The sequence below is a fragment of the Pseudanabaena sp. PCC 7367 genome, assembly GCF_000317065.1.
GTDB classification, from domain to species: Bacteria; Cyanobacteriota; Cyanobacteriia; order Pseudanabaenales; family Pseudanabaenaceae; genus Thalassoporum; species Thalassoporum mexicanum.
In genome coordinates, this window is sequence record NC_019701.1 from 87,280 (window position 1) to 105,142 (window position 17,863).

Annotated in this window: 11 protein-coding genes and 1 pseudogene; 8 read left to right on the forward strand and 4 right to left on the reverse strand. The window is 47.2% G+C overall.

Annotation, left to right across the window (positions count from 1 at the left end):
- Positions 1-45: 45 nt before the first annotated feature.
- From kdsA to PSE7367_RS00355, 3 genes are all read left to right on the forward strand, one after another.
- Complete coding sequence (gene kdsA / locus PSE7367_RS00345) at positions 46-906, forward strand: 3-deoxy-8-phosphooctulonate synthase (RefSeq protein WP_015163363.1); 861 nt, start codon at positions 46-48, stop codon at positions 904-906.
- 138 nt (positions 907-1,044) lie between these two features.
- On the forward strand, positions 1,045-1,587 hold the full coding sequence (locus PSE7367_RS00350; protein WP_015163364.1) for a KdsC family phosphatase: 543 nt from the start codon (positions 1,045-1,047) through the stop codon (positions 1,585-1,587).
- Positions 1,588-1,788: 201 nt separating this feature from the next.
- Entirely contained in the window at positions 1,789-3,009 is a 1,221-nt protein-coding gene (locus PSE7367_RS00355) for a hypothetical protein (RefSeq protein ID WP_015163365.1), read from the forward strand.
- A 140-nt stretch (positions 3,010-3,149) separates the two neighbouring features.
- Here PSE7367_RS00355 and pseC read toward each other — a convergent pair whose 3' ends face one another.
- The 3 genes from pseC to PSE7367_RS00370 all read right to left on the reverse strand — a co-directional run bounded on the left by pseC (position 3,150) and on the right by PSE7367_RS00370 (position 7,275).
- Positions 3,150-4,349 carry a UDP-4-amino-4,6-dideoxy-N-acetyl-beta-L-altrosamine transaminase gene (pseC, locus tag PSE7367_RS00360; protein WP_015163366.1) on the reverse strand — a complete coding sequence of 400 codons (1,200 nt, stop codon included), beginning with the start codon at positions 4,347-4,349 and terminating at the stop codon, positions 3,150-3,152.
- A 64-nt stretch (positions 4,350-4,413) separates the two neighbouring features.
- On the reverse strand, positions 4,414-5,400 hold the full coding sequence (gene pseB / locus PSE7367_RS00365) for a UDP-N-acetylglucosamine 4,6-dehydratase (inverting) (RefSeq protein WP_015163367.1): 987 nt from the start codon (positions 5,398-5,400) through the stop codon (positions 4,414-4,416).
- 267 nt (positions 5,401-5,667) lie between these two features.
- Positions 5,668-7,275, reverse strand: a complete 1,608-nt coding sequence (locus PSE7367_RS00370) for a PP2C family protein-serine/threonine phosphatase (RefSeq protein WP_015163368.1) — start codon at positions 7,273-7,275, stop codon at positions 5,668-5,670.
- A 763-nt stretch (positions 7,276-8,038) separates the two neighbouring features.
- Here PSE7367_RS00370 and PSE7367_RS00375 point away from each other — a divergent pair.
- The gene (locus PSE7367_RS00375) at positions 8,039-8,935 is read left to right on the forward strand and encodes a DUF928 domain-containing protein (RefSeq protein WP_015163369.1); all 897 of its coding nucleotides are present in this window, start codon (positions 8,039-8,041) and stop codon (positions 8,933-8,935) included.
- A 188-nt stretch (positions 8,936-9,123) separates the two neighbouring features.
- Positions 9,124-9,831, forward strand: a complete 708-nt coding sequence (locus PSE7367_RS00380; protein WP_015163370.1) for a cell wall hydrolase — start codon at positions 9,124-9,126, stop codon at positions 9,829-9,831.
- 22 nt (positions 9,832-9,853) lie between these two features.
- On the opposite strand, the gene PSE7367_RS19865 is transcribed toward PSE7367_RS00380, so the two are convergent.
- Positions 9,854-12,199, reverse strand: a complete 2,346-nt coding sequence (locus tag PSE7367_RS19865) for a hypothetical protein (protein WP_015163371.1) — start codon at positions 12,197-12,199, stop codon at positions 9,854-9,856.
- A gap of 54 nt (positions 12,200-12,253) precedes the next feature.
- Here PSE7367_RS19865 and PSE7367_RS00390 point away from each other — a divergent pair, with 54 nt between their 5' ends.
- The 3 genes and pseudogenes from PSE7367_RS00390 to PSE7367_RS00400 all read left to right on the forward strand — a co-directional run bounded on the left by PSE7367_RS00390 (position 12,254) and on the right by PSE7367_RS00400 (position 17,473).
- Complete coding sequence (locus PSE7367_RS00390; RefSeq protein WP_015163372.1) at positions 12,254-13,930, forward strand: 2-isopropylmalate synthase; 1,677 nt, start codon at positions 12,254-12,256, stop codon at positions 13,928-13,930.
- Positions 13,931-14,567: 637 nt separating this feature from the next.
- The gene (locus PSE7367_RS00395) at positions 14,568-15,581 is read left to right on the forward strand and encodes a type I glyceraldehyde-3-phosphate dehydrogenase (RefSeq protein WP_015163373.1); all 1,014 of its coding nucleotides are present in this window, start codon (positions 14,568-14,570) and stop codon (positions 15,579-15,581) included.
- A 490-nt stretch (positions 15,582-16,071) separates the two neighbouring features.
- Positions 16,072-17,473 (forward strand): annotated as a pseudogene (locus PSE7367_RS00400) (TldD/PmbA family protein).
- Positions 17,474-17,863 lie beyond the last annotated feature (390 nt).

Genomic DNA, 17,863 nt, shown 5'->3' on the forward strand with positions numbered 1-17,863 from the left:
CGTATTTTGCTGGACTTAATTTAGATTGAGGATTTAGAGCAGGATATGCCCCCAACCAATCAAAAAATCCAAACTCAAATTACTGATACTTTGTTGATCGGTGATGGTTGCCCATTGGCTTTGATTAGTGGCCCCTGCGTGATCGAATCGGCGGATTTCACCTTAAAGATGGCGGATGAAATCAATAAAGTTTGCGATCGCCTGGGTGTGCCCTATATCTTCAAGTCATCTTTTGATAAAGCCAACCGCACCTCGATCGACTCGTTTCGGGGGCAGGAGTTCGATCGGGGTTTAGAGATCCTGCAACAGGTCAAAGACAAAATCGGTGTGCCCGTACTCACCGATATCCATGAAAGCTATCAGGCGGCAACGGTGGCGGAAGTGGTGGATGTGTTGCAAATCCCGGCGTTCCTCTGTCGGCAAACCGATCTATTGCTGGCGGCAGCAGCGACGGGTAAAGCAATCAACATCAAAAAGGGGCAGTTTCTAGCGCCCTGGGACATGCAGAATGTGGTAACTAAGCTGGAGCATGGCGGTGCCCAGAATATGCTGCTGTGTGAGCGTGGTACTTCCTTTGGCTACAATGCTTTGATCGTAGATTTTCGATCGTTGCCCCAGATGCGTGACCTTGGCTATCCAGTGGTATTTGATGCCACCCATAGTGTGCAAATGCCCGGTGGTCAGGGCAATAAGTCCGGTGGTCAGCGTCAGTTTGTGCCCCACCTGGCCAGGGCAGCGGTAGCCGTGGGGGTGGATGCAATATTCATGGAGGTGCACGCAGACCCCGATCGCGCCCTTTCTGATGGCCCAAACATGGTGCCATTGGCTCAGCTTGAAGCATTATTGCAACAGTTAATTACAATCCGTAATATCCACAAGACAATGCCAACGGTAAGTTTTGACTAGCTGGGGTTTCGCTCTTACATGTTATTTTGAGCGAGGTATGATCCAATTGCGATATAACTATCCCTGGCTTGCATCTGATCGATTGCTACTCTTCCCAAGAGTTCTCTTGAAGTTGCATTAGGATTGGTGAGAGTAATTATGGATGCGCATTATGAATCACCAAGAGAGGCAATGAACCAGATCAGTGAACTGGAATTAATTAAAAAACTAGCCCCGATCGAATTGCTGGTGCTTGATGTGGATGGTGTGCTTACCGATGGAGGGCTGTACTACACCGAGACAGGGGCAGAGCTGAAGAAATTCAATGCCAAGGATGGGATGGGGATCAAGCTGGTGATGAAAGCAGGTGTGGCAGTAGCGATCATCACGGCTAGTGCTTCCCAGGTGGTTTTGAAGCGATCGCAAAAGCTGGGCATTCCCCATGTGTTTCTTGATGTGACGGACAAGCTGAATACCCTCAAGCAACTATGCCAGGAGTTAAGCATTGCCCTAGAGCAGGTGGTGTATATGGGTGATGATGTTAATGACTTAGAATCAATGCGATCGGTGGGCTGCCCGATTACGGTGGCTGATGCGATGCCGATCAATAAATCAGTGGCGGTATATGTAACTCAACATGGGGGCGGCAAAGGGGCAGTACGCGAAATTTGCGATTTACTGGTCAAGGCCAAAAGTCAGTGAGTATCGGTAAATATATGCTTGAATTTGCTTGTGGCATAACGCCTAAGCCAGGAATGAGCATATCAGCATTACAAATATTGTTAGTGGCATAGAAGCAAGAATTTTTAGTAATCGACAAGGAGCTATAAACTTAGATTTACACCAAAATCCGATTTAAGCCAAAACTATTAACACTTGCGCCAAAGTAATTACAAACAAAAAATGTTGCCTTATATCCTGCTGGTAGACGGAGAAACCAGGGGGGATTTTTATCGTGAGATTCGCCAGGTTTTTAAAGCTAACTGGCTAACCAAGATTGATCTAAGCCCTGAGCCTGAGTCAGGCCAGATTGTGCCTCAGCGTAATCAGATCGATCTGGCTTTAGTTAGTGATGAATCTTTTTCGCCCTGGGCAACCATAATTACTGAGTTAAAGCGCCAGCAGGTGCCAACTTTGCACTTGGTAGATGGGATTCTGGAGTGGCACAAAATCTGGGACAATCCGCGATCGCAATCCGCTGATCATGGCATGCCGTTGTTTCAGCCAATTTTATGCCATAAGGTTGCTTGCCTGGGGCGATCGCAAGCCCGCATTTTTGAATCGTGGGGCAACCTGGGAAAATGCGAAATTGTTGGCGCACCTAGATTTGATCAGTTAATTGACCGCAAGCCCCGCGATCGCCAACCCGATCAACCCTGGCGCTTGTTAATCATGACCGCCCAGCCCCCTGGCTTTACATCTGCACAAATTAACCAAACTAAGCAAAGTCTATTAGATTTAAAACAATGGTTTGAAGCCCATCCTCAACTTAATGGGATCAAGATCGAACCGGTCTGGCATTTGCCCAAGGGGCTCGATCGGGAAATTGGCAGATCTAGCATTTCTACTCAAATTACTACCCCCACTAATCTAGAGCAGGTGATCCGATCGGTGGATGCCATAGTTACCACCCCAGCAACGGCAATGCTAGAGGGGATGCGATTGGGGTTACCGGTGGCACTGCTTGACTATAACAATAGTCCCCAATATGTACCTGCGGCCTGGCAAATTACCGCTGCATCCCATATTCAACCTGTGCTAAGCGGCCTGGTTACGCCATCACCAGCGCGATTGCTATATCAAGATACTATTCTGCATGATGCCCTGGAATGTCAAACCCCAGCCATCGATCGCCTGGTGGTCTTAATGCGGAGCATGATCGATCATGGCAAGCAATGTCGGGCGATGGGGCGATCGCTTCGGCTTCCCGATCGGATTTTGTCTGATCCTCAAAAGGGTTATCATCTGCCGGAAACCCGTTTGGATATGCAATCGCTTTATCCCAAGCATCCTGTCTTTGCGAATATGGATCTGTGGGCATTGCAAGCGGAAGTGGGGCACCTGCGTCAGCAAAATCAGATGTTGCAGGCAGAAATAGAGCGAATGCAATCAAATCAGATATAGCAGTAATGTTAGTTTGCTCAAAACAATCATTAATGAATTAATAGCCAGAAAGATCAGTCAATGGTTTCAAACAGAAAATCGGTTGAACTCAGCTTATGTAATGATCCTCATCATCAATCCTGGCAAATATTTCTAGACCATTACTTACTTAAAATTCTGGTTAAAGTTGAGATAACCCGATCCTGTTGAGCCTCACTCATACCAGAGAAAAGCGGAATACTGATCGCCTCGCGGTAATATTGTTCCGCCGCCGGAAAATCCCCCCATTTAAACCCCAGATTTTGATAGTAAGGTTGGATATGGACAGGAATATAATGCAAATTCACACCAATTTGAGCCGATCGTAGGGCATCAAAAACCTGACTATGGCTGAGGCTAATTTGCTTTAACTGCAAGCGAATAATATATAAATGCCAGCTAGAGAGAGTATCAGGATGTTGCCAGGGCAGGGCGATCGGCAGGTCTTTTAAGAGGCGATCGTAGCGCTTGGCCAGATCGCGGCGACGTTGCACAAATTCAGTCAGGCGATCCATTTGTGAAGCACCCAAAGCAGCTTGAATATCGGTGATGCGATAGTTATAGCCTAGCTCCAGTTGCTGGTAATACCAGGTTCCGTGGGGATCGCCCACCATTAGGTTTTGGTTGCGGGTAATGCCGTGGGTACGCAGCCTGATTAGCTTTTCATACAGGTCGGGATTATTAGTAACCACCATGCCACCCTCACCGGTGGTAATGATCTTCACTGGGTGGAAGCTAAACACGGTCATATCCGAGAACCGACAATCGCCCACAGGCTGGTTTTGATACTTATTTTGATGCTTATTTTGATACTGTGCGCCGATCCCATGTGAGGCATCTTCGATTACTTTAAAGCCATATTTTCGAGACAGGGCTGCAATCTGCTCCATCTCACAGGATTGCCCCGCCATATGCACTGGGATCAATACCTTGGGCGATCGGCTAGTTCTTTCTGCCTGCGCCAACTTTCGCTCTAGCTCCGCGATGCTTAGGTTATAGGTACGTGGATTAATGTCCACAAAATCCACCTGTGCGCCGCAATATAAACCGCAATTTGCCGAGGCTACAAAAGTATTAGGCGAAGTCCAAAGCCAATCGCCCGGTTGTAAACCTGCTGCCAGACAGGCAATATGTAAGGCCGCCGTAGCACTACTCACCGCTACCGCATATTTAGCACCACAATGGTTGGCTACCTTTGCCTCAAATCGCTCGATCGCTGGCCCTTGGGTAATCCAGGGCGATCGCAGCACCTCGATCACACTGTCAATATCCTGCTGATTTATGTCCTGCTTGCCATAGGGAATCCACTCGCTATCACTCATAAACAACTTTTGCCAAAATCAGAGCATTTGAAATCATTTCATCTATCTCATCTATTGCGACAGATTAATCGATCATCTGCAAAAGCTGCTCCGCCGTCAGCCAATCAGTATTAGTCTCCGAGCTATAGCTAAAGCCTTCTGAGACTAGTTTGCCAGCCTCACCTAGGGCATTGCGTTGATAGTGATCTTGCTCGGTAAATTGGATCGTCGGTGCGATCACATAGTGGTCTTCAAAATCCCAGGTTAGATGCGATACCTCTGCTGGGCACATGGCTTCATGTAGTTTCTCACCCGGCCTGATGCCAATAATTTTGGTGGGAATGCCAGGAGCCAGGGCTGCCGCCAGGTCAGTGATGGTCATGGAAGGAATCTTGGGCACAAAAATTTCGCCTCCCTTCATCCGGGCAAAATTCTTGAGCACAAAATCGATCCCCTGGGGCAGGGTAATCCAAAAGCGGGTCATACGCGGATCGGTGATCGGGATTTCAGTTGATCCTTCTTGCTTTAGGCGTTGGAACAGGGGCACCACTGACCCCCGCGAGCCGACCACATTGCCATAGCGCACCACCGCAAATCGGGTAGGCAATCGCCCTGCCAGATTATTTGCAGCCACAAATAGTTTATCGGCGGCTAGCTTAGTTGCACCGTATAGATTAATCGGGTTGACGGCTTTGTCGGTGGAAAGGGCGATCACTTTCTTGACCCCGCTGGCCATCGCCACATCGATCACATTATTGGCACCATGAATATTGGTTTTGATACATTCCATTGGGTTGTATTCCGCCGCTGGAATTTGCTTGAGTGCTGCGGCATGAATCACATAATCGACATCGCGCATGGCCAGGTTGAGCCGATCGCGGTCTCTGACATCACCAATGAAGTAACGCATGGCACGATCGCTAAACTGCTGTGCCATCTCATATTGCTTTAATTCATCACGGGAATAAACAATTATTTTGCGGGGTTTATATCTCTCTAATAGGGTCTTGACGCATTGCTTACCAAAGGAACCGGTGCCGCCGGTGATCAAAATTGTGGAGTCGTCAAACATATACCTAATGTTATGTGGGGAGGTGAGAGAGAATAATTAGCCAGATTGAGAACTTGGCGATCGCCAGATCTATAAATCTATGCCAGATCATCATACCCAACTTAATCAGATTTACTGCGTTTATGGGCTGAGATTCACATAAATTAGGCGAATTAGGAGGACTAGTAAAACGAAAAGATAGCTCCCCAAGAAGTTCATCAATTTGCTTTGCAGTGCTGCGATCGCTTTGCTTTATCTAGCTTGATGATTAAAGCTTAGAGATCTTCCTTAGCTATTAGGGCAGCGCCTCACCGCGATCATCGTAATATCATCAAACTGATCGGCATCGGCAATAAATTCCATTAAGTCCTGATCAATGCGATCGAGTAATTGAGTGGCACTTGGATGAGACTCAGGATGTTCGAGGATCTCTACTAGGCGATTTTCCGTAAAGAATTTACTGGTGGGGTTTTTAGCTTCAGTCACCCCATCGGTATAGCCCACCAGCATATCACCGGGTTCTAGCTCAATTTGTTGAATCCGAAACTTCATCCCCGGCAACATTCCCACCGCAGGCCCGGTCGGCATCAGGCGCGATTTAATGCCAGTATCACTAATGATCGCTAAGGGTTCATGGCCACCATTAACATAAGTTAGCAGTCCAGTTTTGGGATCGATGATGCCAAAGAACAGGGTCGCAAACATATTTAGATTGCTGTGATTATCAGCTACATAATCATTGGTAAGTTTGACTGCACGCAAAGCATTCACATGCCCCAGGTTAATAATCTGCGTATGTCCCTTGGCTTTCTCTGTGTCAGCCTGGGTAATTGAAATACTGCCTAAATCGTTTTCGGTGGAAAATACGCGGATCAAGCTGCGGAACAAGGCCATAAACAGGGCAGAGCCAACCCCTTTGTCGCAGACATCGGCGATCACTACGCCAATCCCACCACTGGGCAACATAAACGAGTCATAGAAATCACCAGCAACCTGGCGGGCTGGTTTGAATAGCGCTGATAGTTCCCATTCTTTGGGTAGTTTTAGTTCATCAGGCAAGAAGTCCCGCTGCATTTTCTGTCCCTTTTCGATCTCATAGCGTGCCAGGGCATCCTTAACTTTGTTGTCCTGCAAAACCGCATTTTCGATCGCCTGAGCTGCCTGAGCTGCCAGGGTTTGCATTAATTGCAAATCTTCTGCTGTGTATTCAACTTCTGGATCTGAATTACTAAAATTAATTACACCCAAAACCCGATCCCTGGTTTTTAGGGGGGCGCAGATTAATGAACCAACCGGATTACTACCAGCAATGAAGCGGGGGTCGGAGGCTGCATCATTGACAATTTCCCCCTTGCCCGTGGCAAACACCGCACCGGCGATCCCTTCACTGGGTTTGATCGCTTTGATATTACTGGTACTGGCAAGGCCAAAGGAGAAATTTACTTCCAGTAAACCACTCTCTTCATTCATTAACATGATCGAGCCGCTAGTAGCCTTAACTAAGCGTCTGGCTTTTTCGGCAATAATTTCAATTACGGCGGGGATTTCTAGGTTGGCGGTAATCTTTTCCGACAGCTCATAGAAGAGATTGATTTCGGTATATTTGTTTAATACTTCGCTGGCGAGGCGTTTTTTATCAATTTCGTTGTGGGCAAGGAAACGAATTAGGCCGATCACCGTATCGTCAGACTCCGGCAAACCAACGATCCAGCCGATTGTTTGATCACCCACTTCGATCGGCGATCGCGCTTGGTCGGGATTGGCCTCGCTGCCTACCAGCAAGTTACCTTTAGCGTCATATATAGAAATTGGTGCGCCAATCGCTTCTATTATATTTTTGACTATGGGCGAAACCTCTTTTTTCTTGAGCAACCGCTTAAGGTTTACCTGACTCATCTACTTTGCCTATAGGGGAATAAAAAACAAAAATAGCCCTTTGCATTTTGCAGAGCTTAGTAAATTCTAACCTTCTAGTCTGCGCTAATGAATAAAGAGGTAAAAATATTTTGGTGACTGCGATCGCCAGCAATTATGATTTAAATAGTAATCACAGATGATATTAAAGCAATCTGAGCGCGACAGGTCGTTGTTATACCTGTAATCTCTAATTTGTAATTATTGAGATTTATCTAAAAAATCTACTGTTTCCCTGGCGATCGTTTTAAGCAAACTAATGTTATGAAAAGAAACTAATGTTATGAAAAGAGATTAAAGCTAGGAACCTAATTTCAGTAAACCTAGTCTAGATCTACATATAATCTACAAATACAAATCATAGTCCCTCGCCTAAATCATCTATTGCAGTCTCAAGAGACTTGCCCAGCAATAATCAGACAAGAATTCGGTAATAGTAACGATCGCTTAGGCAATTCCTGAATAATCATATTGATTAAATTGATTAATTAGAGTGACCTTGCCAACACCTCGCCTGAAAAGCAACCTGATAAACATACATATACATATACATAGTAGGTTTACTAAACAGCGATCAAAGTGTAATTTAAGGTACCTACTAACTCATTCATGCTTGAGTTGATTCCGGTTAAAGGTAGCCTGAGCGTAAATTTGTGGGAATATTCTACATAAACATGTACCCAGATATAGAGCAAGGCGCAGTAAAATAGCAGAAGGCAGAGAAAATGTCTAGGGGAACCTAACCATGCTTAGACAATCTACAAAATACTTTAATCAACGGCTCAGAAATCTGGTCAGGTCAGCCGTGGCCACGATCGCTTTTGTGGGGATAGTTGCTACGCCAGCGATTTCCCTGGCCAAGGGCACCTTCAAACCACCCAAGGATGAAGTACCACCAAGAACCAGAGGAACGGCGGCTGGACGCAGGGATGCCTGCCAGACCACCAAGGCGATCGCATCTTTTGAATCTGGCGATCGTTTCTTGAACCTGGTGCCGCTTGCTCCCGACAGCTATCTGGGCAAAACCACATCCAGGCAACCGACCCTGACCTGGTATGTACAGGATTGCTATATCAATCTACCGCTGCGCATCTCGCTATATGAATATGATGCGGCCAAAGATAAGCTCATGCCCCAGCCTTTGTTTAGTAAGAGCCTGACCACTACACCAGGATTAATGGCTCTGTCGCTGGCGGGTGAAGCCGTAGAACTAGAACCCAATCAGCTTTATGCCTGGGTAGCGGTAATTGAATCCAGCAAGCAAAATCCATCTAAAAATGCCTTTAGTCGTAGACCGATTCAAGTGGTAGCAGCGTCAGAATCACTAACCGAGGAACTTGCTAACGCCTCTAGCTCGGTTGAGAAAATTAAGCTATATGCCCAAAATGGCTTCTGGTATGACGCAATTGCCACTGCGATCGAGCAAATTGAAGCTGCTCCAGCCAATTCTATTGAATCTGGGCAGGTGGCAGCAACAATGCGATCGTTGATTAGTGATTTGGCTACCCTGGAAGAATTAAAGGAACCACCGCTGCAACCAGACAACCACAGATTTAGCCACAGCCTGCGTCAGGTGTTGGGGCAGCAGGAGCTAGATAATTTAGATAATAAGGCGATCGAGTTGGTGGAAGCTAGTCAGTAAAACAATAAAATTAAAGGCTACAATCATGCCTTTACCTCAGTTTGAAATTATTTTGAGCTGAGGAATCTTTTATGGCTTAATTTTCGTCTGCACATGGGGCATTGTTTAGATCCTGTGGTAGTTTTGGAAACGATCGCGCGGATTTGAACTCACCCCCCGATCGACCAATCCAAAAATCCAATCCCTAAATGCAATCAGACCGCAACTTAGACTCGGCCAAGCCAAAGATGGGTGATAAAAAAAGCCTGGAACAGAGTTTCGCTGAAATCGATCGCCGTCTGGGGCGAGCCAAGCCATTCTGTCAGGAGTCCTCTAGCCTATTGCGGCTAACCAAGCGGGACAAACGCCGTCCAGCTCTAGTGATTTGGCTTGCAATTTTGATCCTGGCGATCGGCATTGGTGGCTATTGGCGCTATCGAAACTATCCTCAGCTTAGCGATCGTAATGTGGAACTGCTGGCGCGGGTGTTGATGTCGGAGGCCTCGATCGGTACCGATGCAGAACGGCGGGCAGTGGGGCTGACGGTGATCAATCGGATGGAGCTAGAGGGCACTAATCGAGTTAGCAAAGTGGTTAAGGTGGGTGGTTTTTATCACTATGCCACCAATCAAGACCCCACCCTATATCCAGAATATTTTCAGTTGGCGGAGCAATTGTTAGCAGGGCAGATCGAAGATTTTACCGATGGCGCAACCCATTTCTTTTCGCCTCATTCTATGCCCAAAAAAGGCCAGAGCACCGCTGGGTTCGATTGTGAAGGTGGTTTAAGTCGCTATCGCAATCCAGTTAGTGCCTCAGCGGAGCGCATTTGTACGCCAGGGTGGAGTAAGACGCTGGAGTATGTGTATTTGGAAGATCGCAATGTGCGGCCTTATTATTTTGAGTTCTATCGCTAATCTTGCTAAAACCTGCTAGCAATTATTGCAATGACCAAGCCTCATAGCGGCCATTTACCTCAGTCAGGATCTGCGAGCTACTGCCAGGTAATAGCGAAATCCAGCGACGACTATAGCTATTCACAATATCGCTAAAAATCAAATCCCCCTGGCTATCAAACACCACCACCATTGGATAATGCCGATCGCCCAGGTCAATTTGAGAGCGATCGATCTCTAGGACATAGTCATATCTGCCATCACCGGTTAAATCAGCCGACTTAAATGTCCAGGACAATACCTCATAGCGGAAATCCTCAAAGGGGATCGAAACTTGACCCAGACTTTGCAATTCGTTGTAGATCGCCACAATGATTTTTTCTTCGGTGGTGAGCCCCAAACTTTCCACCGAAATATTAAAACTGCTAGCCCGACTGATTAGTCCACCGCCACTGACCATTGCTGGCATTGCTGATTGGGTTAGTTGCCCAGACAAATCACGATCGCCCACCGCCAACAGGCGCAATTGGCCATCGTCACCAATCCAGATTGCTTTAGTGTTGAGCGATTCCGTCACCGCCTGCCCAAATTCATTATTCACATTCACGGTCAGGAAGTTATTCAAATCCAGGTTAAATGCTTCCCAGATTACCAGGGGCGATCGACCTGCCAGCTCATTAAACGGCGCATTGCGCCAGCGATCGCCATCACGCAGCACCGACACCGAAACCTCATACCAGGCTTGATGCGGCAGCAGTTTACCATGTTTGCCAAACCACTCGGCACTGGGTTGATAGCTATCGCCCAAAGGACTAATCGTGCCGATCATCACCTCTGGCTGGATTCCCAATGGCGAAAGATCATAGCGTTGCAGCATGGCGATCGCCGCATCGGTTGCCCCCTTACGCTCAATCAGCCAACGTTGCGCGGTTGGAAAACCTTGTTTCTGGAGCAGTATTAATGCGCCCCAGGTTTTAATTTCGGGAGTAGATTTAACCCGCATCGCCACTTCCACTCGCCGCCACAAATGTAAATAATTACGATTGAGAGCTTCTGCCACACTCTGGGCAGTGAAATCAGAATTATTAGCGATCGTCAGCGCATCTTCCCAGCGCCCATCAATAATTAAAGCTGTGACCTGCTGCCCTGCATTGGCATAGGTTCTACCTGCCTGAGCCTTTGTATATTTGGCATGGAGCTTAATTAGATCATATTGCTCTTGCACATAGGGCGAAAGTTGCTTTCCCTGGGCGATCAATTCCGCTTGTACCTGGTCGAACTGGACTAGCGCTGGCGACCACAAGCCACCACTGGCCAGGATTAATGCATTGCTATAGGCTTTGGGTAGTCCTTGCCCCTCATTGAGGGTAATCTGACGTAGTTGCAGAGGGCGCAGCAAATTAGTACCGGCCGTGACCTTGAAAATCGCCCAGCTTGGTTCAAAGGCCTGGGATTGATTAATAATTAATTCCGGCTCACGATCGCTCAGCGGCAAGATCGCTGCTTCTAGATCCGGCGCTTGAGTTTGTAATGGTAATGGTTGGGCTGACTTATTTGTGCCAGAGGTTTCCGCCTCAATTACAATGCTTTGATCATCCTGGGAAAAATGTTGCCATTTGGGGATCGCCTCAATCGGACTAGTCCAGTCTGTTAATACGTTCAGGGTAGGCTGGGGCTCGATCGTAAAGCTGAAAATTTTGCCGTAGGTATTGCTGCCAGTCTTTCCCCAAACCATAAACCAGAACCCCTGGCTGGGTTGATCGCCTTCGATTTTCTGGAGCTGATTCAACGGCAATCGCTTATTGCCTGGTAAAAGCTTACTTTTGGTTTCGGAATATTTATAGTTGGGGCTTTTGACAAAATATTCATCCATTCCCGACAGCTTCAATTGCGAGACTAGATCCAACTTACTGCTGGCTTGTGGATCAGCTTTTTTAACGATCGGTTGATATACCCTGATCGCAATAATTTCTTTACTTTCCCGCTCCGCCAGGGCATAGATATAGTAGCCCTCGCCAGTTTGATCGCGGTTGGGTTCTAAATAGAGCCGATCGCTTAGTTCGATGCCAGCCTCGGCCAGTTCTGCTTTAATTTCCTTGAGGGTTTGGGGCGGGTTCAGTCTTTGGGCGGTGGTTTGAGGTGGATCATAGGGCAACAGCCATGCCATTGACTCCGGATTGGTCAAATATTTGAGGCTATAAAATGATACGAGGCCAATCCCCGGAATACTCAGCAAGAAAATCACACAACCAACACCATTGATAATTCTGGTAAAGATTGATAGCCAAGAGCGATCGCCACTTGATTGCAACCGATCATGACCGGGCGATCGGCGATCGGGGTCTGGAGCAGGACGATCAGTATGATTACTACCTAGCTGGGTTTTCATGCGTTACAATCAGAGCATTGTCAAATATCGTTGTCAAAAATGGCAATAGGTAATATGTCTACATCAGGATCAACCTCCCAGTCAACCTCTAACTCAACTACTTATTTATCTCAAAGGCCAATTAAAGGCGATCGCATTCTCATTTTCGATACTACCCTACGCGATGGGGAGCAGTCTCCTGGCGCTACCCTGAATGTCGAACAAAAACTGGCGATCGCTCACCAACTGGCCAGACTGGGTGTAGATATTATAGAGGCAGGTTTCCCCTATGCCAGCCCCGGTGACTTTGAAGCGGTGCAAAAGATTGCTGCTTCGGTGGGCACTGAGTCTGGGCCGACTATTTGCGGTCTGGCACGCGCGACCAAGAAAGATATTGATGCGGCGGCCAAAGCGCTCAAACCTGCTGCCAAAGCAAGAATCCATACTTTTCTGGCTACCTCGGATATTCATTTGGAATATAAGCTTAAGAAAACCCGCGCCGAAGTTTTGGCGATCGTACCGGAAATGGTGGCCTATGCCAAATCCCAGGTCGAAGATGTAGAATTTTCGCCTGAAGATGCGGGGCGTAGTGATCCGGAATTCTTGTATCAAGTTCTGGAAGCCGCGATCGCCGCTGGAGCCAGCACGATTAATATTCCTGATACAGTCGGCTACACCATGCCCGCTGAGTTTGGCGCTTTGATCAAAGGGATTCACGATAATGTGCCCAACATCGACCAGGCGATCATTTCCGTGCATGGCCACGATGATCTCGGCGTAGCAGTGGCCAACTTCCTGGAAGCGGTCAAAAATGGCGCAAGGCAGTTGGAATGCACGATCAATGGCATCGGCGAGCGGGCTGGTAATGCGGCGCTCGAAGAATTAGTAATGTCGTTGCATGTGCGGCGGCAATATTTCAATCCGTTCCTGGGGCGAGCTGTTGATTCGACCGAGCCACTCTGCAACATTGACACCCAGCAAATTTATCAAACCTCGCGGTTGGTATCTAACCTAACTGGCATGTTGGTGCAGCCAAACAAGGCGATCGTGGGAGCCAATGCCTTTGCCCATGAATCCGGCATTCACCAGGATGGGGTGCTAAAAAATAAGCTCACCTATGAAATTATGGATGCCCAGTCAGTGGGCTTCAGCAATAATCGGATCGTGTTGGGTAAGCTGTCCGGTCGCCATGCCTTCAGCACCCGCTTAACTGAATTGGGCTATGAACTGTCGGAGCAGGAGTTAAATCGTGCTTTCTTGCGGTTCAAGGAAGTGGCCGATAAGAAAAAAGACATTACCGATCGAGACCTAGGGGCGATCGTCAGTGATGAAATTCGCTCTTTCCCCGAATCCTACAAGCTAGAGCATGTCCAGGTTAGTTGTGGCGATCGCGCCATGCCCACCGCCACGGTGACAATTCTGACCCCAGAGGGCAATGAGCTAATTGATGCTGCTGTGGGGACTGGCCCCGTGGATGCGGTTTACAAGGCAATCAATCGGGTGGTGGATCTGCCCAATGAGTTGATTGAATTTTCGGTGCAATCGGTCACGGCCGGAATCGATGCGTTGGGCGAAGTAACGATTCGACTACGCCACGAAACCGGAGTGTTTTCTGGTCATGCGGCCAACACTGATATTATTGTTGCTTCGGCGAAAGCCTATATGGCGGCTTTGAATCAACTTTATTATTCACTGGCAAATCAGGAGCAGCGTAAGCATCCCCAAAAAAGTAAAATCAGCAGTAACGCCTAATTAATTGAAGCTAATCTGGTTAATATCCCCCGACCATTTGTGGGTTTGCGGGGATATTGTTTTTTTATGAGTCGATCGGGCGATCGCATCTCATAGGTAAATCGCAAGGAAGCAGTTTCCTCGGCAAATGTCAGGGAAACTCAACTTCAACCAGGTTTGCTTACCACTTGATTAACTCCTCCCCATCAAAATTGAGGCGATCAGTCACCACTGAAATAGAGCGTTATGACTGTTTGAGGGAGTAAGTCACTCAGACGCTTAATTTAAATTGCCTCAAGCCTAACTAAATCATCTCTGTGAGAGTCAATCATCGAGTTTTAACCGAAAAAACACCAATTAACTATAATTACAAGTCGATCGGCAAAATTTTTCAGCTTTCAGACAAAAAGCAACCATTGAATATTACTCAAACCAAGAAATTTTGATTAAGCACTAGCCTCTTTCTTAAGACATATAGAGTATTTATACCTAAAGAATTAGGAGCGCTGCAAGCCCTGATATGGTGGCGATTGGAGTTAAAGTTGATTTGGCGATCGCCTTAAGCATCTCAGAGCAATTCGTAAAGTGCCCCCTTTTTTCGGTATCATATGCATCAGATACAAATTATTAAGCAGTTATTAAAAAGGGCAATAATTAAGTGATTAGGGTAGCAATTAACGGATTTGGACGGATCGGACGCAACTTCCTGAGATGTTGGTCAGGCAGAAGCGAAACAAATCTGGAAGTAGTAGCGATTAATGACACTTCCGATCCCAAAACAAACGCCCACTTGCTTAAGTATGACTCGATGCTAGGCAAGTTTAGTGGTGAAGTAAGTGCAGCCGAAGATGCCATTATTGTCAATGGCAAGACAATTAAAACCACTGCCGATCGTAATCCTGAGAACCTACCCTGGGCAGCTTTAGGGGTGGATTTGATTATTGAAGCAACTGGTGTATTTAGAGACTATCCTGGTGCTGCCAAGCATATCAAGGCCGGTGCTAAGAAAGTTTTAATTACTGCGCCTGGGAAGGGTGATGATGTGGGCACCTTTGTGATGGGCGTAAACCATGAGGATTACGAACATAGCAAATATGAGGTGGTCAGTAATGCTAGCTGTACCACCAACTGCCTTGCGCCAGTGGTCAAGACCTTGAATGATAATTTTGGCATTGTCAAAGGCATGATGACTACCACCCATAGCTATACTGGTGACCAGAGATTGCTGGATGCTAGCCACCGTGATATTCGTCGCGCCAGAGCCGCCGCGCTTAGCATTGTACCCACCTCTACTGGTGCAGCTAAGGCCGTAGCATTGGTGATCCCAGAGTTGGCTGGCAAGCTAAACGGGATCGCTTTGCGGGTACCAACCCCGAATGTTTCTGTGGTTGACTTTGTAGCAGAATTTGAAAAGTCTACCTTTGCTGATGAAGTGAACCAGGTACTCAAGCAAGCTACTGAAACTAACATGAAGGGTTTCATGGCCTATAGCGATGAGGAATTGGTTTCGATCGACTATCGCGGTGTGGATGAATCCTCGATCGTGGATGCTTCGCTCACCATGGTGATGGGTGACAACATGGTTAAGGTTGTAGCTTGGTATGACAATGAATGGGGCTATAGTCAGCGCGTAGTTGACCTGGCTGAGCTGGTTGCTAAGAAATGGCAATAATGGCAATAGGGATTTCTAAACTCAGACACTTAAATACTTATACTCAAATTATTTAAGTAATTGAGTTGAAAATTCTGGTTTTAGCTCAACTTGACAGACTAATACTGAGCTAATACCGACTAATTCAGAAACAATAATCTAATCCTGTCTTGGATTTGGTCTACTGATGGCCGATTCAGGCAGGATTTATTTTGTTAGATTAGGTTTAAGTTTGGTATTTTTGGTATTGCATAATTCAGGGCTAGAAATGTCGTCAACAGAAATATCAAACATATATTTTTTGATGACAGTTGACAGTTTGGATGACAGTTTGATCGATCGCTTAATTGTTAAATCATCTCCATGTGCAGCGCCTTAAGTTTAGATTGTCACTGATCGGGTTGAGGCCAATCAGCGATCGCCCAATAGCTACAAAGCAAAACATTTAAAACATTTAGAATATTGTAAATAACCGTATTCTCTCTAGACCAACTTTGCCACCTTAAACCCTATGGAAATTACTAATGCCAAAGATCGCCTCCTAGACCTGGTCGATCGCTATCGATCGCAAGTGGATTTTTTTACCATTCGCCTAGAGCGATCGGAGGGCACCAATATTTTTCTGCGCACTGGGAAAACCGAAACCCTCAGCAGCGGGATTTCATTAGGTGGCCAGGTACGGGCTTGCCATCGGGGCGGTTGGGGATTTGCCAGTTTTAATAATCTCGATGCGCTGGAGCTGCGGCTCAAAGAAGCGATCGCGGCAGCTAAATGGGTGGGCGAAGATGAGACCCTATTAGCACCCGTAAGTCCTGTGCAGGTAGTGCGATCGCTAATCAAGGAAAATGGCCAAAACGATCCGCGCCAGATCCCCCTCGATCGTAAAAAAGACCTGTGTGCTCACTATGCTGAACTGCTACAATCTGGTTCTGAGCAAGTGGTTAGTACCATGGTGCGCTATGGCGATAGTATCCAGCAGGTGTTGATTGCCACTTCGGAAGGAACCCTGGTCGATCAATCCTGGGCCGATTTTGAAATGCGGTTTGCGGCTACTGCCAAGGCCAATAATCTAGTCCAAACTGGCCGAGAGACGGTTGGGTCGCGGCGAGATTATGCGGATCTGGAAAACTTAGACACCCAGGTAAAATCTGCAGCCGATCGCGCTGTAACTGCTTTGTCGTTGCCGATCGTGCAGGGGGGGACTTATCCGGTGGTGATCGATCCGGTGTTGGCTGGGTTATTTGTGCATGAAGCCTTTGGCCATCTTTCGGAAGCCGATATGGTCTATGAAAACCCGGACTTATTAGAATCAATGACGATCGGGCGGCGATTTGGCTCCGAGGCATTACAAATTTTTGATGGTGCTGCCCCCCCCGATCACCGTGGTAGCTACTTTTATGATGATGAGGGGGTTCCTGCTGCGTCAACCCAATTAATTAAAGATGGTGTGTTGGTGGGGCGTTTACATAGCCGGGAAACCGCTGGCAAATTGGCGGAAGCACCCACCGGGAACGCCCGTTGCTTGAATTATCACTACCCACCCCTGGTGCGAATGACCAACACCTGGATCGAACGGGGTAAAACGCCGATCGCTGATTTAAGCAGTGATATCTCAACCGGAGTCTATGCCAAAAATTGGCAGGGTGGCATGACCAATGGCGAAATGTTTACCTTTACAGCGGGGGAAGCCTGGATGATTCGTGATGGCGAGTTGGCAGAACCAGTGCGCGATGTAACCCTATCCGGAAATGTCTTCCAGACCCTGGCGGATATTGAAGCGATCGGTGATGATTTCTTCTGGGATGAGTCGGGTGGCTGCGGGAAGGGTGGCCAGAGTGGGCTTGGCGGTGGGTTGCGGCTCACCTAGCCTCAGGATTAATAATGTGGTGGTGGGCGGCGACGTGGCGGAATAGCTATAGCTAATGATTGTGGCGATCGCTGTAATACATGCTCATAGGGTTGCGATCTTTTCAAGCAACCCGCTTTGGCATTTAAACATTATTAGTTATTTATGCCCTTCACCAGCTACTTACTCAAAGTATCAAAAATTCAGACTACCCCACATTTAACCCAGTGGTATGATTACACATTGCCAAATGGGTGAGGAATTGCTACACCTACCTTTTTCCCACATTTTCTTAAACCTAATGCTGCGCATAGATTCTAGCCTGTTGAGGCTATAGCCCCTATCTACCAACACTTTCCCACAGCTATTTGCAGGGCGATCGCTTAAATTAAAGGCATGGAAGAGAAGACATGAAAAAGACACCAAAAACCAGTCAAGCAGCTTGCAACACTCACTC

What these genes read in the sequence shown, in the direction of transcription:
- kdsA (WP_015163363.1), top strand. Translation starts at nt 46, where the DNA reads ATGCCCCCAACCAATCAAAAAATCCAAACTCAAATTACTGATACTTTG.
- PSE7367_RS00350 (WP_015163364.1), top strand. Translation starts at nt 1,045, where the DNA reads ATGGATGCGCATTATGAATCACCAAGAGAGGCAATGAACCAGATCAGT.
- PSE7367_RS00355 (WP_015163365.1), top strand. Translation starts at nt 1,789, where the DNA reads ATGTTGCCTTATATCCTGCTGGTAGACGGAGAAACCAGGGGGGATTTT.
- pseC (WP_015163366.1), bottom strand. Translation starts at nt 4,349, where the DNA reads ATGAGTGATAGCGAGTGGATTCCCTATGGCAAGCAGGACATAAATCAG.
- pseB (WP_015163367.1), bottom strand. Translation starts at nt 5,400, where the DNA reads ATGTTTGACGACTCCACAATTTTGATCACCGGCGGCACCGGTTCCTTT.
- PSE7367_RS00370 (WP_015163368.1), bottom strand. Translation starts at nt 7,275, where the DNA reads ATGAGTCAGGTAAACCTTAAGCGGTTGCTCAAGAAAAAAGAGGTTTCG.
- PSE7367_RS00375 (WP_015163369.1), top strand. Translation starts at nt 8,039, where the DNA reads ATGCTTAGACAATCTACAAAATACTTTAATCAACGGCTCAGAAATCTG.
- PSE7367_RS00380 (WP_015163370.1), top strand. Translation starts at nt 9,124, where the DNA reads ATGCAATCAGACCGCAACTTAGACTCGGCCAAGCCAAAGATGGGTGAT.
- PSE7367_RS19865 (WP_015163371.1), bottom strand. Translation starts at nt 12,199, where the DNA reads ATGAAAACCCAGCTAGGTAGTAATCATACTGATCGTCCTGCTCCAGAC.
- PSE7367_RS00390 (WP_015163372.1), top strand. Translation starts at nt 12,254, where the DNA reads ATGTCTACATCAGGATCAACCTCCCAGTCAACCTCTAACTCAACTACT.